The sequence below is a fragment of the Methanomassiliicoccales archaeon genome (assembly GCA_014361295.1).
Classification (GTDB): Archaea; Thermoplasmatota; Thermoplasmata; order Methanomassiliicoccales; family JACIVX01; genus JACIVX01.
On sequence record JACIVX010000002.1, the window covers coordinates 16,486 to 29,788 of the forward strand.

Annotated in this window: 11 protein-coding genes and 2 pseudogenes; 5 read left to right on the top strand and 8 right to left on the bottom strand. The window is 42.9% G+C overall.

What is annotated here, in order from left to right; translation table 11 throughout:
- Positions 1-16: 16 nt before the first annotated feature.
- The 4 genes and pseudogenes from H5T41_08970 to H5T41_08985 all read right to left on the bottom strand — a co-directional run bounded on the left by H5T41_08970 (position 17) and on the right by H5T41_08985 (position 5,655).
- Entirely contained in the window at positions 17-1,480 is a 1,464-nt protein-coding gene (locus H5T41_08970; protein MBC7108895.1) for a beta-agarase, read from the bottom strand.
- A 68-nt stretch (positions 1,481-1,548) separates the two neighbouring features.
- Positions 1,549-3,882: a CGP-CTERM sorting domain-containing protein gene (locus H5T41_08975; GenBank protein ID MBC7108896.1), complete on the bottom strand. Its 2,334-nt coding sequence runs from the start codon at positions 3,880-3,882 to the stop codon at positions 1,549-1,551.
- Between the two features lie 839 nt (positions 3,883-4,721).
- Positions 4,722-4,877, bottom strand: a pseudogene (locus H5T41_08980) (cystathionine beta-synthase).
- A 172-nt stretch (positions 4,878-5,049) separates the two neighbouring features.
- Entirely contained in the window at positions 5,050-5,655 is a 606-nt protein-coding gene (locus H5T41_08985) for a methyltransferase domain-containing protein (protein ID MBC7108897.1), read from the bottom strand.
- Between the two features lie 151 nt (positions 5,656-5,806).
- On the opposite strand from H5T41_08985, the gene H5T41_08990 reads away from it, so the two are divergent.
- The 3 genes from H5T41_08990 to H5T41_09000 all read left to right on the top strand — a co-directional run bounded on the left by H5T41_08990 (position 5,807) and on the right by H5T41_09000 (position 8,012).
- A complete protein-coding gene (locus H5T41_08990; GenBank protein MBC7108898.1) occupies positions 5,807-6,151 on the top strand; it encodes a hypothetical protein in 345 nt (114 codons plus the stop codon).
- A 17-nt stretch (positions 6,152-6,168) separates the two neighbouring features.
- Entirely contained in the window at positions 6,169-6,924 is a 756-nt protein-coding gene (locus H5T41_08995; GenBank protein ID MBC7108899.1) for a cytochrome C biogenesis protein, read from the top strand.
- Between the two features lie 173 nt (positions 6,925-7,097).
- Positions 7,098-8,012, top strand: a complete 915-nt coding sequence (locus tag H5T41_09000; protein ID MBC7108900.1) for a DMT family transporter — start codon at positions 7,098-7,100, stop codon at positions 8,010-8,012.
- 32 nt (positions 8,013-8,044) lie between these two features.
- On the opposite strand, the gene H5T41_09005 is transcribed toward H5T41_09000, so the two are convergent.
- The 3 genes from H5T41_09005 to H5T41_09015 all read right to left on the bottom strand — a co-directional run bounded on the left by H5T41_09005 (position 8,045) and on the right by H5T41_09015 (position 11,000).
- Positions 8,045-8,650: a GNAT family N-acetyltransferase gene (locus H5T41_09005; GenBank protein MBC7108901.1), complete on the bottom strand. Its 606-nt coding sequence runs from the start codon at positions 8,648-8,650 to the stop codon at positions 8,045-8,047.
- Positions 8,651-8,711: 61 nt separating this feature from the next.
- Positions 8,712-9,623 carry a MarR family transcriptional regulator gene (locus H5T41_09010; protein ID MBC7108902.1) on the bottom strand — a complete coding sequence of 304 codons (912 nt, stop codon included), beginning with the start codon at positions 9,621-9,623 and terminating at the stop codon, positions 8,712-8,714.
- Between the two features lie 21 nt (positions 9,624-9,644).
- Positions 9,645-11,000 (bottom strand): hypothetical protein, encoded by a 1,356-nt coding sequence (locus H5T41_09015; GenBank protein ID MBC7108903.1) that lies wholly within the window; start codon positions 10,998-11,000, stop codon positions 9,645-9,647.
- A 234-nt stretch (positions 11,001-11,234) separates the two neighbouring features.
- Between H5T41_09015 and H5T41_09020 the strand changes: the two genes are divergently transcribed.
- Both H5T41_09020 and H5T41_09025 read left to right on the top strand, forming a co-directional pair.
- Positions 11,235-11,582, top strand: coding sequence for a helix-turn-helix transcriptional regulator (locus H5T41_09020; protein MBC7108904.1), 348 nt, complete (start codon positions 11,235-11,237; stop codon positions 11,580-11,582).
- Between the two features lie 3 nt (positions 11,583-11,585).
- Positions 11,586-12,668, top strand: a pseudogene (locus H5T41_09025) (heavy metal translocating P-type ATPase).
- On the opposite strand, the gene H5T41_09030 reads toward H5T41_09025, so the two are convergent.
- Positions 12,639-13,220, bottom strand: a complete 582-nt coding sequence (locus H5T41_09030) for a TRASH domain-containing protein (protein MBC7108905.1) — start codon at positions 13,218-13,220, stop codon at positions 12,639-12,641. The pseudogene H5T41_09025 and the gene H5T41_09030 overlap by 30 nt on opposite strands.
- Positions 13,221-13,303: the final 83 nt, after the last annotated feature.

Genomic DNA, 13,303 nt, shown 5'->3' on the forward strand with positions numbered 1-13,303 from the left:
CGTGGCACTCACCTTATTAACCTTCTTTGTGAATCTTTTCAAGATCTCTGTTGAGGGAAGTAAACATTTGAACCATTTCCTCATACGGCTCGTCTTCAATGTTCACAAGACCATAGTTACTGTTCTCACCGTCCCACCTGCCTTCCTTCGGCTGATCTGACCACTTAAACCAGTGGTAGCCGACTGCATAAGGAAGCTTTATGAAACTCTCTATGAAACGCCTGGTGTATTCCGCCCTTTCCTTTTGAGTTTCTACCGTAATTCCTGCCCCTTTGGTGTTGGGAAGGCCTGAATCCATAGCTCTAAAGGAGAACTCCGTTATCATTATAGGCCTTCCTGTGATCTCATGTATATGATCGAGATATTCTTTTGGAGCTACCGGAAAGTTGTAAAGGTTTATGCAAATTACATCAACGTATTTTCCTGCAACCTCAAAAACTTCATCGGGCGGTCTTATGAAAGGAGAAACCGCAAACCTAACCCCGAGTATGAGGTGATTCTGGTCAACTTCTCTTATTGCCTTCGTTACCACACTAAAATATCTCTCAGCATATCTCCTCACGAACTCCTTTCTAGCTTCATTGAACAGAGCAGTTGAGGGAAGCTTTCCGGTATAGTTAAGGAGTTCATCAAAAGACGTAAAGTTTGTCTTAAGCTCCATGTTTAGCTTAGAGATATTACCGCCAAAAACATCTTTGAGCACTTCTACAGCCACTTTCTTTCCTGGAGCATCGGAGGGAAGAGTCATGAAATCATCTAGAAGGTGATTGCTCGACCTCCAGTCCGGACCCCAGCGAAGCTCATTGTCTGTAAAGAATCCGATTACCATGGGGTTATTCTTCAGTGGTTCGACATTGAAATAAACAACCTTCCTCACGTATTCCTCGAAATCGTCCTTAAAAATGTCTGGCATAGTACCTTTTTCCCAGTTAAATCCATATTTTGCTGCAATATCTAGAAGAACGGTGTGGGGGAAATACTCATACAGCTCAGGAGAAGACCAAGCTCCCACAGTATTGAATCCCCACTCGACCATCCTACTAACGGTGGTGTTGATCCACAGGTTTATATCCCCGTACTTCCGAAGTACGTTAACATAATACGGAGCATACCCCAGTTTGGGCGAATGATCCCCCAGATAGTTTACCGCGTTTACGCCCTTTGACAGAAAAACATATCCCTCCGGATCAACGAGCCAATATTTTCCATCTACAACTTCAACTCTAAAGTATCCAGAAGGCTCAAGTCTTATCTCCTTCCACCCTCCAAAATCAGAGTACCCTTCAGGGAACTTGGCTTTAGGTTTTATTATTTCTTCTCTTATTTGAGAGGTAGTTGAAGTGGGCTGAACTTGAGAATTCTCAAGTGTAGAAGTGGGAGAAGTTTTCTCTATATTTGGCTGTGGACCTCCAATACACCCAAGGAATAAAGCTAAAATCATCGTAATACCAATGATTTTACCATGGATTACTTTTTCCATATTGCTTCACCTCTTTGAAATTATGTAAAAAACAAATAACAAAAAGTAAAATAGTAAAAGGGAGCAAATCACTTCTTTCTTCTTAAAACTAATGGAATTAGTGCTAATCCTAGGAAGGCAACAGGTCCACAGATTCCTTGAGTCTCGGTTACTGTTTGGGTTACAGTCTCTGTCTTGGTCTCAGTCTTGGTTTCGGTTATAGTTTCCGTCTTAGTCTCTGTCTTGGTCTCAGTTTTAGTTTTCGTTATGGTTACAGTTTCAGTTACCACGGTTTTAATAACCTGAGGAGCTTCACTTGGGGAGAGTATCTTTGCTTCATAAATTATCCAGCCATAGTTGAAGGCCGTTCCCTCGCTACCGCTGTATGAGCCCACGGATATTGAAGTCCACTGCTGGTTCTCAAGAGGCATTCCAAAGAAGTCTCTCATTTGCTCAACCACTTTGTCCATCATGGGCTTTATGTCAATTATAACCTCCCCTGACTGTGGGAGCTGTTCCTCCGGCATAAACAACAGAACACCCCAACCGCCACCAGAGATAGCCCTCTGTATGGTGAACTTCATGTTTTTCATTTCTCCATTTATAATTACTGTTGAGGTTACTTCTCCCACTTCGGTTCTGTCTCCGACTATTCCTCCAAAGTCGTCGAAGAACGGTACGTAAAGTTCACCGATAGGAGCCCCTGTGCTAGGGTCTTCAAACCAGAGGTTTATCCCAAACCTCACGAGGGTGTCTTCTCTTTTAGCCACGTCATATTTCACCTTGACCCAGATGCTGTCATAGTTAGAAATCTCAGCAGCGGGCATAGGTAAAGTCAAGTATTCGTGTCCTCCCACTGGAGCCTTGTCTCCCCACCACTGGGCCGGTGCTCTTCCTTCTATGATAACTTCGGGTGTTGCCCATGCTATGCCGCCCCATTGTGTTTGTACGTTGTTTAAGTCAACGTAGAAGGCGAAGTCTTCTGTCTGCTTTATGAATCTCATGAAGACTTCTCCTTCTCCACCAACGATATTCCAGAAGTTCGTCTGCATCCACACTGTTCTTCCGTCACTCAACTGTATCGGCTCCTCCAACCACTGATCCCACCAAGTAAACTGAACATCCCCCTCCTCAACACTAGCTGCAACATCACGTATTTCTAAGAGCGGTGTTGGGAGTATATTATCTTTTAGAGTTTTTACTGCATAGTTGAGGAGTCTATATGCTTCACTTATGTAGAAGACTATGTTTGGATCTCCAGCTGGAAGGGAAAGAGCTTTATTGTAATAATCTTCTGATATGCTTTTAGCAGTTTCCACATCATTAAGTATTTTTTCACTTACTTTTTGCATCTTTGCTTGTTCTAAAGCTTTTTCATACTCTTGCACCAGCTTAGGATATTGTAATGCCCCCTCCAGGGTCTCTTTTGCATTTTTAATGTAGACATAGGCTTTTCTTAAATATATGAATGTTCTTATTCCACCATATGAGAGTTCAATGGCCTTTTGGTAATTCTCCTCCGCCTGTTTTCTAAGAATTTCTGTTGTATTTATGATATTTTCCGCTACAGTGATATTTTCTTCAAGGATTTCTTCATATGCTTTCATTAATTTATGATAGCGATAGTAATAGAAATAGCTGAGAGTGGAGATGTATGTTACATCGTACAATTTATGAGAGGGGGTCTCTTCTGGAGATATCTCTTCTTCTTTCACAGCTTCTTGAGGTAGAACTCTTGCGTCATGAAGTATCCAACCATATTCAAAACTATTTCCTTGGCTTCCACTGTAAGTACCAAATGCAAGAGAGCTCCATACAATATCTTCCTCATTGTAGTTAGAATTCGGATCGTTAACTATTTCTTGGATCACCTTGTCCACAATTGCTCCAAGATCAATGCTAATTTCACCGGAACTCTTTGCTATCGGTTCCTCAGGTATGAACTCAAATGCAAAGTTATTCCAGTTCCATGCCTTTTGAACGGTAAAAGTAACATTTCTGGCTACCCCGTTTACATAAACTGTTGTGCTTACACTTCCGACTTCAATTGGTGGGAACTGGGCACCTACTATTCCATTGTAATCATCAAAGAAAGGCACGTATACCTCCGCCAGCTGTTTTCCGTTAGTATCTTCAAACCACATAACCAAGCCTGCTCTTATTAGGGTGTCTTCTCTTTTAACGAGTTCAAAGTCAACCTTGGCCCAGATGCTTTCATAGTTTGAAACATTAACTGCTGGCATTGGCAATGAAAAGTTCTTATAACCTCCCGCAGCAGGGAGTTCAGTGCCGGTAAGGCTTGGAGGAACTCTACCCGCAATAACTACAGCCGGAGTTGCCCATGCTATGCCACCCCATTGTGTTTGCACGTTTGTCATATTTACGTAGAAAGCTACTTCATCAGTTGCTTTTATGAACCTCATGTAGTTCTCTCCATCACCACTGACAATGTTCCAGAAGTTTGGTTCCATCCAGATAGTAGTATTATCACTTCTGGTAATCAAAACACCCGGCCAAGTACAAATCTGCCTTATGACTCCATTGTCGTCATAGGGGGGTGCCCAATACCATCCGGGAGCCCATTGGAGAACGGTGTCTCCTGGGTTTGCTGTAGAAGCAATCTGTTTTGCTTTTTCTAGTGTGAAAATAGATTCAAGAAGTTCTGCATCGTGGAGTATCCAACCAATCTCAAAGGCATTTCCATTGCTCCCGACGTAAGTTCCAAAACCAATTGATGTCCAGGTTATCTGGTCCGCGGTCCAGTCAGACCATGGATCATCCACAATTCCCTGCACCGCGGCTTTTGCAAATGGCTTAACGTCTATAATTACATCACCTTCGGGTATTGGCTGATCAGGGATAAACTCAAGGACAAAGTGATCCCAGTTCCAAGTTCTCTGGATCGTAAAAGTTATCTCCATTACTTGGCCATTAACGTAGACTTTTTCTGTAAGTGTTCCAATGTTTGTCGGTGGATACTGGGTGTTCACTATTCCACCGTAGTCATCGGAGAATGCAATGTAAACTTCACCGAGAGGATTACCATTTGGTTGCTCAAACCACATTATAATTCCGGTTCTTGCAAGGGTGCCCTGACCTTTAGCAATTTCAAAGTTCACCCTCGTCCACACGTTAGAGATGGAATCTATGTTTGCACCGTTCAATGGAAGGCTAAACCACCCGTAGCCTCCCACTACCGGCTTGTCTCCCCACCAAATGGCTGGAGTTCTTCCGACTATGATGACGTTTGGAGTAGCAATTTTATACTTCCTCCGGGGTTAAAGAACTCCACTTTAGCATATAACTCGTTCTTGACGTTGAAGTGTTTCTCTATCTTTTTAAGCCTGACTAAGGGGGTCTCTCCAATGGTTTGTACAATGTCTTCATAAATACTCAATTTTGTGTAATTTTCTACCATTTTAACCCTCACCTACTCATTGATGAATAAAAGTGCATATATATCTTTCGATTGCGGCAAAGCCGCTTTTTGGAAAAAAGGGAATAACTAGGGGTTATTTAACAAAAGGTTTGAAATAAAAGGTTATGGACTGAAGTGGGAAGTTTATAGGCTTTTTTGTGTTTATTCGCTTTTATAATTTTGTCGCTATTATAAGCCTAACAATATCAAAAAACAAATTTTCAGCCTTTTCTATTTTAAACCCAGCTTTTTCAATGTTCTTTTGAGTTTCCCGTAGCATTGAGGTACCGAGGAGAGTTTTAATAAATGGCTCCATTAAATAGAGTGGAATATTTAAAATCTTTGACTCACTCTTCATGTGTTCCAAGAATATTGCTCTTCCTCCTGGTTTTAGAACTCTATAAGCTTCTTTTAGCCCTTTAATGGGATCCGGAACAGTGCAAAACACGAATGTACTAACTATGGTATCAAAAGTATTATCCTCAAACTCCAGGTCCTGGACATCCATGTATAACAGCTTGACGTTTTCAAGCCCGAGCTTCCTTCTTCGTTCATCAGCCTTCTTTAGCATGTTTTTGCTGAAATCTATACCAATGGCTTCCACGTTCTTTGGGTAATAGGCCAGGTTTTTGCCTGTACCTACCCCTATCTCAAGTACTCTACCTTTAACCAGGCTTAATGCCCTCTTCCTGTACTTTGAAAAGGCTTTCATTTCCATAGGGCTTTCAAACAGATCGTAGAACCTTGCAAATCTATCATATTTTTTCGCGGGATTCACGTCTCTCGCCTGTTGATTATCTTTGCGAACTTCCAATTAAGTTTATTCTTCCATACTGGCAAAGAAACAATCTTTTGCTTATCATGTTGGGAATGATAAGCCTATTAGCATTTGTTCACTTAGTAGTGCTTAGAAAAAGGGAGGTGGTACTATGGAGTGGAAGTCACTGCTGATAGGATTCATAATCGGGGCACTTATAGCAGTTCCATACAGCCTCGCCCATTCCGGCTGGATTGATGAAGAGAGAGGAAGCTTTTGGAATGGCTGGGGAATGATGGGTGGTCACGGAATGGGCATGATGGGATATGGCATGCATGATATGATGGATGAACACGAAGAAATGGAGGATTACATGGCCGATGGAAACTTCGCTGAGCTCCATGAGGAAATGGAGAAGGAAATGGAAGAGCACATGGGCACTGGCTGGGAAGAGATGAAGGAAATGCACGAGACCTGCGAAAGGTTTATGGGCTTTGAAGAGGAAGAGGAGCACTAAAGCTAAAGGCGAGAGAAATGAGGCGTAAATTTTATTCGTTGGTTTTCTTATTTTTGTTAAGTTTATTACCTACCTACGTGTTAGCTGAGTCTTTCTCCCAATATGCCGGAACAACCCTATCGGTTGTGGCTTTGGGGATTCTTAATGCCCTCCGGCCCTCTGTTTTTCTGATGATAATTTTTCTTCTATCCGCTATAGTTCTCGTAGATGAGAGGAAAGTCCTCAAGGTTGGGCTATCCTTCACTGCAGGAGCTTTTGTGGGATTCGCCCTTTTGGGGTATTTCTTTATGGGGCTCGTTACCAAGTTCTCAGTTTTGCGCTATTTGGCGGCCTTTCTTGGAATATCTGTTGGAGCCTACAAGATACTCTCCGCAAAAGGTGTTGTGAGCTTTCAGTTGATGAACCCCCTCCGGGAAAAGACAAATACTGTAATAGAAAAAGCAACATCTCCCCCGGTTGCCTTCCTTTCTGGCTCTATAATGGCATTGATATCGCTTTCCTGTGGCTGTGCCCTTCCCATATATCTGGTTATGTCTTCCATAGTCTCCGGAGCTGGGTTCTCGATTATGACCAAGATGGTCTTTCTGCTAACCTTTGTGGGTATTTCAGTCCTTCCGCTTTTGCTGGTCACTCTCGGGTTCCACTATGCCGGAAAATACGAAAAAGCCGGAGAAGCTGTTAACAGGCTTTCAAAGATAATTGGAAACATGGACTTAGCCGTGGGTGTGGTGCTCGTGGCTGTGAGTCTCTTCTACATCATTTTTCTTGCTTAACCGGATTTTTCGGGTTCGGGCTTTTTAAATTCGCGGCATTCCTTCTCTCTGCACCCATAACTTAGGGAGCAATCCCAGCCGGTGGCACTTTAGATGAAACAGTGCGATTTTATGCTACCCTCACCCTTTTCGTGTGAACAAAGCTTATAAAGGCTTTATTCCAGCTTTACTACATGACCCACCACTACGGCTACGCAAGTGCCCTCCTCGCAGCTCTCTTATTCGGGATGAGCTCGACCCTGAACAAAATATCCCTCAGGGACGTCCACCCGATGATCGTGGCGGGTAGCATCTACGTAACAGCTGGAATAGTTCTGATGCTCCTCCGTCTCACGCCCCTTAAAGATAGAATCCTTGAACGGCTTGAATCCAGTGTTAAAGCCCAGGAAGGCTTCTCAAGGCGGGATTTGCTGTTGCTGGCTTTTATAGTGCTTTTCGGCTCCTTTCTGGCGCCGCTGTTCTTTATGTTTGGGCTTTATAGAACGACTGCAGTCAATGCATCCCTCCTGCTCAACACTGAAACGCTGTTTACGGTGTTGATCGCCCTGCTAATCTTTAAAGAGAGGACTTCAAGAAGAGGTATTCTGGGAATTCTTCTAATTTTAATCGGAGCCGTTGTTATCTCGACAGAAAACTTCGGAGAAGTGGAGTTGAGCAAAGGCATTCTTGGGAACATTTTAATAATCCTTGCAGGTCTTTCATGGGCGATAGATAATAACCTGAGCAAGCTGTTAAGTGTTAAGAGGGACTTGCTCCTAGTAACTTCACTGAAGGGGCTGTTTGGAGGAAGTGCACTGTTAGCCCTGGCCTCTCTAATTGGAGTCCCCTTTTACATCCCGCTCCAGAGCCTTCCGTACGTTTTAACCGTCGGTGCGTTCAGCATAGGCTTTTCTCTCGTGTTATTTCTCTTTGCCCTCAGAGAAATCGGTGCGATGAGGACGGGGGCAATTTTCTCAACTTCTTCACTCATAGGTGCTCTCTTCGCCTTCCTGGCTCTTGGCGAGAGTCTCACGGCACTGAAGGTCTTCTTTGGCATGATCATGCTTCTTGGAGTGTACGTGCTCTCCAGAGAAGAAATCCACAAATAACTGCTTTTTGAAGGCAGAAGAACTATCCGGGGTTAGAACGGCTTCACCATTCTGTAGAACCTGTATTTTTTGCCTTCAAGCTCAATCTCGTGCTCCCTCTCGATGGTGTAGCCGAGCTTTTTGTAAACCGTTATCGCCACCTCATTGTCGACCTCAACGTCCAGGGCGAGCTTCTTAGCCTTGCTTTCCCTGGCAAGCTCTTCCGCCTTCAGCATCAGAGCCTTTCCTATTTTCCTCCCCCGGAAGTCTGGATAGACCGCTATGTTGCTGATGTAGTAACCGCCCTTCTCAAGCCTTCCACTCCCAGAGATGGAGCTTATGAAGGCTGGAAGTTGCCTGAGGAAGTCGAAGCCGAGGATCTTCATCATGAGCCAGCCAGTATTGCCTTTTTCTTCATTCTTCGCCTTCCAGTCGTAGCTTAGGAGCATTCCGGCTATTCTCCCTCCGAACTTCGCAAAAACGACGTGTTTATGGCTGAAAAGATTCCCCTTTTCGAGGAAAGCCCTCACAAAGAACTTCTTGAACTTTTTTCCCAGGAGGTCTGGAAAAAACTCCGGAGCTGAGATGCGCATGAGCTCTGCGAAGTGTTCGGCTTCTTCCGGCGTTCCTTCGGCAGGTTTGATAACAATCTCTGACATGGAACGATATTCGCGGGGCAATTATTTAAGCCTTCTGAAAAGGAGATAATCAAAAGGGAGATTAAAAAAGGAGCTCCACCCAGTTCTCCCGCCTCTTCTTGTAGATCCTGATCAGACCCCTCTCCTCAAGGCGCTTGAACATTCTCCACGCGGTCGTCTTTGGTATGTTGAGCATCTTCTTCATCTCTGCCTGAGGCGCTTTGCCTCCCCTGTCGTAGAGATACAGCAAAACTCTCATTTCGTCTCTTGAGAGATCCATCTCTTCGATTTTCTTCTGGAACTCTTCTCTGTTTAATGGTAGGGAGAAGCTGCTTGTAGAACTTTCTGACGGCTGCTTCTTGATTAATAAATACCCTCCAGCGATCAGTATTGCTAAGATCGGTATTGCATAAAAGAGCCATTTTGTGTTTGTTTCTTGCTGTACTCCTTGTTGGGGTGGACTTGGGGGATTGCTTTCGACTTCTGTTCCTAAAGTAGCAGAGGAAGGATTTCTTTCGATTACGTATGAAACGCTGATGTTTCCGGGGGGCATTACAAGTTTGTTCTTGTCGATTTTAAGGGGAACTGAATTTAACCCGACTATCACGGCATTTTCAGGGAAAACAATCGTTACTGGGACTTCGGAAGTTAAATTAATACTCCAAAGCGGACCATCTTTAGATGTCAAATCAGGAGTGTAGTAAGTAACTAGGATATTAGTAACATTCTCAAAATAAATGAACAAGATAGAGTTATTCAACTTATACAAGAGGGGTTCATTATTTTCGTCTCTAACCATTAGGCCCTTAACGTTTCCTCCTATTAGGGGAACGTCTACCACCACAGTATATTCATCGGGAGTTATTATTTGGGTAACTTTTACATACCCATCTTCATACACGGCAAGTTCTATGTTCTCTACTGTATATTGGGCTAAAGTAAGGGGTGAAAAAACAAAAAGCAAGAGTATGCTGACTACAAGCTTCCTGTTCACTTGAAATCCCTCCATATGTTATTAATTGTCCTCTTCCTCTTTTTCAGGCTCGTTGGATTCATCATTTTTTGGGAAGTTATATTCCTCCCAATTTTCTCTCCAATTTTCTGTATAGTTCTCTTCATGTTCTTCTTTCTCTTCTTCATGATCTTCTTCCCATTTTTCCGTGTAGTTTCCTCCATGGTTTTTATCTTTCTCTTCTTCCCATTCATACTCCTTTTTGTACTCGTCATTTTCCTCATACTCTTTATGATCTTCTTTTTCACTCTCCCATTCTCCTCGCTCACAGTACTTCTCATAATGCTCTTTCTCGCCCTGTTCTCTATATTCCTCGCAGTATTCCTTCAAGTACTCCTCGTAAAATTCTTCCCGAACCTCTTTGATTTCTTTTACAATGTCCCTGAGCTCTTCATTGATTTCTTTTATTAGCTCTAGGGCTTCGTCATATTCTCCTTCTTTTATGAGGTTGTTGACCTCTTCCACAATGCCCTTGAGTTCTTCTTGGTAATCTTTCAGGATATCCCTAATTTCTTCTTCATACCCTGGAGGATAGGTAACATTGGAAATTTGAGTCAGGTTTTCAATCATGTTCATGAGTTCAATCGTTTTGTTTAGTTGCACGTTCAGCTTGGAGACAAATACTATTGAGATTTCATCGGCTTTCATTGAGAGCATTTGTGGGATTAAATCTTCTTCAATTGCTTCACTCAGCTTTTCTCTGAGGTCTTCAGCAAGCTTGAGGTCTTCATTGAGTGCGGTAAGATTTCCGTTGGTTATGTCAATCTCAACTTTTTCGTAAGCTTCTGCTGTTTGGTTATATAATTCAAGGAAAAGTGAGACATCTATTCCCAACTGCGATGCCTCATTTAGGATCTCCCCTACATAGGAGAGGTACTCTTGTGCCCTTCTAAGTTCTTGTTGAGCTTCGATTATAAGCTCTTCGTACTCTTCAGTTTCGTTTTTAGTTGTCTCTTCTTCTGGCATTAGTTCTTTAATTATATCTCTATACCCCTCCATGGCTTCCATTGCAAGCTCTATTGCAAGTTGGTAGTTTGAGCTATTGTAAGCTCCCCATGCGGCTTCTCTGAGAGCCTCCGTTTCATTAAACTCCCGAAGAATTTCGTTGTCTACATTAAGGGTAGCGTTAATCATAACAGTAACATAGTTCGAGAGCTTCTCGATAATAAGCAACAGACCATAAGCTTGCTCTGCCAGGCTCACATTGAGCGTAATATCTACAGTTACATTGCCCATTACTGTTGTTTCATTGTCAATAGAGGCTGTCTCATTTGACATCGTCACGTTGCTTGCCAGCCCTATGCTTCCGAGCAATAAGAGAGCAAAGATTGAAGTACCAATCACTTTTTTTGAGATCATGTTTTCTCACCTCAATTATACGTGGGAGGTCTTTATATTTTAGGGAAACGGTGGAATTTAAAGGTTTCATTGAGTTTCTAGGAGTTTCTTTGAGCGAACAGAATTGTGCCATTTCTGTGAACTTATAGTAGAATTTCTAAATTTGTTTTTTATAGTTTATTATTTTAGTGATAGTAAATGAGGGGATAAAGTTTATAAATATTTGCACAATTGTTCAAATATGGGGGTGATGAAATGACAGAAATATGCAAAGTATATGAGGAACATATGGATAAGATACTAGAGGTTGAAAAGAAGTTACCAGAGGAGGAATTGATTTTAGACATTGCAGACTTCTTTGATGCTTTGGGGAACCCAACTAGGTTAAAGATACTTTTTGCACTTCTAGAAGAAGAATTGTGCACGTGTGACCTCTCAAATATTACCGGTCTCTCAGTGTCTGCCATTTCACATCAGCTGAGGATTTTAAAGGACAGGAAAATCGTCGCTTACAGAAAAGATGGGAAGAACGTTTTCTACAGGTTGGATGATGAGCACATCAAAGATGTCTTGAAAATTGCATTGAAACATGTGAGAGAGTGAGGTATGCCTAAAAAGCTCAAGTTGGAAGGCCTTGATTGCGCAAGCTGTGCTTACGAAATAGAGGAAGCACTGAAAAAAGAAGGCTTTAAGTTTGCTCTGGTCAACTTTGCTACAAAAGAGGCCGTAATAGAGGAGGATATAGAGAAGGCAAAGAGAATAATCAAGAAAGTCGAACCAGACGTGAAGGTAATAGACGCTGAAGAGCACGAGCATGGCCACGAGCACCATCATGATGGAGACGAAGACCCTAAGAAGGCGCTCTACTTCATAACACCCTCGCTCATGTTGTTTGTTATTGGAATCGTCTTGAGATACTACTACGACATGGACAATGCCTTCGTGTTAGGGATCTTTACAATGAGTTATCTTCTTGTCGGATGGAAAGTACTCAGGAACGCTGTGATCAACTCAATACGCGGTAATGTATTTGATGAGAACTTCCTTATTGCGATAGCTACGCTGGGAGCTTTTGCTATTAGGGAATACCCTGAAGCTGTTGGTGTCATGCTGTTCTATGTCGTTGGAGAATTCTTCCAAGATCTGGCGGTAAATAGATCGAGGCGTTCGATTAAGTCCCTCCTTGCCCTGAAGGCCGAGTACGCTAACCTCCTTGTAGGGGATAAAGTTGTTCAAATAAAGCCTGAAAAACTCAAAGTTGGGGACATAATTCTAATCAAGCCGGGTGAGAGAGTTCCAGTTGATGGTATCATTATCCAGGGAACTTCAAACGTTGACACATCCGCCCTGACTGGAGAGAGCGTTCCAAGAACTGTTAGAGAAGGTGATGAGATCCTCTCAGGCATGCTTAACCTGAGTGGTCTCCTAAAAGTAAAGGTGACAAAAGAGCTCAGAGAATCAACGATTACAAGGATTCTTGAGCTCGTGGAAAATGCGAGTGCTAGAAAAGCTAAGACAGAGAGGTTTATTACAAAATTCGCTCGCCGTTATACACCAAGTGTGGTAGCTCTAGCAACATTAGTAGCAGTGATTCCACCACTAGCATTTGGAGAGCCCTTTTCAAAGTGGGTTTATAGGGCTTTGGTTCTGCTAGTTATTTCATGCCCCTGCGCCCTTCTCCTTTGTCTTCTCCAGGTTTTCTCTAGCTTTTTTAAACTCCCGGAGGCAGGTCGGACAGCAGAAGAAGTAGACCCTGTTGCGGTACTTGTAGACTATCGGCTCCTCCACGATTTCTTTTCCACAGTAATCGCACTTGAAGGGCACCTTTATTTTCGGTTTGAGTCTTTTTTCTCTGCTCTCAAGGATTGGCATTATTTCGAGGACTTCAACGCCCGTCCCCTCGATGACCCGCTTGAGATCTTCCATAGCATTGACAGCGACTTTTATGAGGTACTTCGTGCTTGTGAAGCGATTTATCTCGATTATCTCCTCGAATTCATCCATCTTTTCTGGCTTTTCTGTTCTAACAACAAGGGCGATCACGTTATGAGCTCTTTGAAGTTCTGGATTTAGTTTTATGGTGTAGCCTTCTATTATTCCATCCTTTTCAAGCTTTTCCAGCCTAGCCCTAACAGTCGGCCTGCTGACTCCAAGCCTCTCGGTCAGCTCGGATATGCTGAGCCTCGCGTCGTCCAGCAGGAGGTATATGAGCTTTAGGTCAAGGTCGTCCAGCCTGTTCATCATTAACACCTCACCTGCCGATGGGTTACCAAAATATAAAAAACATTCGGTTGGACTTTACATTTTGGTATGAATAATGCCCA

Coding starts and splice junctions, on each gene's coding strand:
- H5T41_09005 (MBC7108901.1), bottom strand. CDS start 8,650: ATGTCAGAGATTGTTATCAAACCTGCCGAAGGAACGCCGGAAGAAGCC.
- H5T41_08975 (MBC7108896.1), bottom strand. CDS start 3,882: ATGAGGTTCATAAAAGCAACTGATGAAGTAGCTTTCTACGTAAATATG.
- H5T41_09000 (MBC7108900.1), top strand. CDS start 7,098: ATGACCCACCACTACGGCTACGCAAGTGCCCTCCTCGCAGCTCTCTTA.
- H5T41_08970 (MBC7108895.1), bottom strand. CDS start 1,480: ATGGAAAAAGTAATCCATGGTAAAATCATTGGTATTACGATGATTTTA.
- H5T41_08995 (MBC7108899.1), top strand. CDS start 6,169: ATGAGGCGTAAATTTTATTCGTTGGTTTTCTTATTTTTGTTAAGTTTA.
- H5T41_09020 (MBC7108904.1), top strand. CDS start 11,235: ATGACAGAAATATGCAAAGTATATGAGGAACATATGGATAAGATACTA.
- H5T41_09030 (MBC7108905.1), bottom strand. CDS start 13,220: ATGAACAGGCTGGACGACCTTGACCTAAAGCTCATATACCTCCTGCTG.
- H5T41_08990 (MBC7108898.1), top strand. CDS start 5,807: ATGGAGTGGAAGTCACTGCTGATAGGATTCATAATCGGGGCACTTATA.
- H5T41_09015 (MBC7108903.1), bottom strand. CDS start 11,000: ATGATCTCAAAAAAAGTGATTGGTACTTCAATCTTTGCTCTCTTATTG.